Source organism: Photobacterium sp. SKA34, from assembly GCF_000153325.1.
Lineage (GTDB): Bacteria > Pseudomonadota > Gammaproteobacteria > Enterobacterales > Vibrionaceae > Photobacterium.
This window is the reverse complement of the sequence record NZ_CH724141.1, coordinates 835,114-836,965: the sequence shown is the minus strand read 5'-3', so window position 1 is coordinate 836,965 and position 1,852 is coordinate 835,114. Positions and strand designations below refer to the sequence as shown.

Below are 1,852 nucleotides of genomic sequence, written 5' to 3'. Positions count from 1 at the left end.
AATTGCCACAGCGTTGGTGTGTGGCAACAGCGTTATGTTGTGTTTGTCGCCTGACCACCCTTTAAAGACTACTACTATTCTCAGCCAACTAGAGCAAGCAGGATGTGTTGCTAATGTACTTAGTGTTATTGAGGACACTGACTTTGATTCATTAATTCAAAGTGAAGAGATTGCAGCAGTCGCTTATAGCGGTTCAGCTGAACTTGCCTTGAGTTTGGCGCGCCAATTAGCGGCGAGAAACGGACAGTTAGCGCAATTAGTAGTAGAAACTGATCTTGATAACCTACCTGTCATTGGTAGCACAAGTTACTGTTTACGCTTTATCACTGAACGTACCAGAACCATCAATATTACAGCCGTCGGCGGTAATGCAACGTTATTAGAGCTTGGCTGTGGAGAAAACGACTGACCAGACCTTGCTTAACATGATAATAGGCCTTTGCAATGAACAAAGGCCATTTAAAAGGAAGTAAAACTTATGATTGAAAATAACTTCGCGATTACAGCGACCTTTGTAGCCTATTTACTAGGGATGCTGGCGATAGGTTATATCGCCTATAAACGCACATCGAGCTCCAGTGATTACTTTCTCGGTGGGCGTTCATTAGGTCCTTGGCCTTCTGCTATATCTGCAGGAGCATCGGATATGAGTGGCTGGTTATTATTAGGATTACCGGGATACGCTTATCTCGCTGGTTTTGAGTCATTATGGCTGGCTGGTGGCCTATTACTGGGGACGTGGTTGAACTGGCTGATCTGTGCTAAACGCCTGCGTACTTATAGTATAACAGCAGATAACTCACTGACTTTGCCTGAGTTTTTATCACGTCGATTTGATGATAATTCAAAGCTTATTCAAACGATTTCTGCCTTTTTTATTTTGCTCTTTTTCCTTTTCTATACCAGTGCTGGTTTAGTGGCAGGCGGCAAACTGTTTGAAACTGTCTTTGGTTTAGATTACACGCTCGCGCTATTTATCGGTACCTTGTGTGTTGTAACTTATACCTTATTTGGTGGGTTCCTTGCGGTATCTTGGACTGATTTAGTACAAGGCCTATTGATGTCAGCTGCACTGCTCATTGTGCCGATCGCAGCGATGAATGCCGATCCTGTTCAATTAATGGAAACGCTTCATAATAAGAACCCTGAATTATTAACGCTCTGGACTGATATTAAAGGTCAGCCATTATCATTTATGGTTATCTTGTCACTATTAGGCTGGGGACTCGGTTACTTTGGTCAGCCTCATATTCTTGCGCGTTTTAAAGCGACACGCTCCAATAAAGACATTGGTACAGCACGTCGTATTGCGGTGATATGGACGGCTCTGTCGATGATTGGTGCGTTGTTAGTCGGCTTAACGGGTATTATTTATGTTGATGGTAACCTTGGTGGTGAATTAGCAGATAGTGAAAAAGTATTCATGTTGCTAGTAAATGCGATTTTCCATCCAGTGATGGCCGGTATTTTACTAGCGGCAATCTTGGCGGCGATCATGAGTACTGCAGATTCTCAGTTGTTAGTCTCTTCATCGGCACTGGCTGAAGATTTCTATAAACAAGTATTTCGTCCACAAGCGTCAAGCAAAGAAATTGTTATGGTTGGACGTATTGCGGTTATTGCATTATCAATTGTCGCCTTCATTTTAGCATTAAACCCTGATAGCTCTGTATTAGGCCTTGTGTCTTATGCTTGGGCTGGCTTTGGTGCGGCATTTGGCCCTGTATTGCTATTAAGCTTGTACTGGAGTGGTATGAATCGTTATGGCGCGATTGCAGTATCGTAACGGGTGCTGTAACCGTCGTTGTATGGAAGCAACTAACTGGTGGGATATTTGACTTATATGAGATCA

Annotated in this window: 1 protein-coding gene and 1 pseudogene; both read left to right on the top strand. The window is 43.1% G+C overall.

All coding sequences use genetic code 11. The features are described 5' to 3' along the window. Positions 1-409 (top strand): aldehyde dehydrogenase family protein (locus SKA34_RS05250; protein ID WP_157044469.1); only part of this gene is annotated, 409 nt, incomplete at its 5' end. 69 nt (positions 410-478) lie between these two features. After that, positions 479-1,852: pseudogene (gene putP, locus SKA34_RS05245) on the top strand (sodium/proline symporter PutP); the annotation flags it as partial.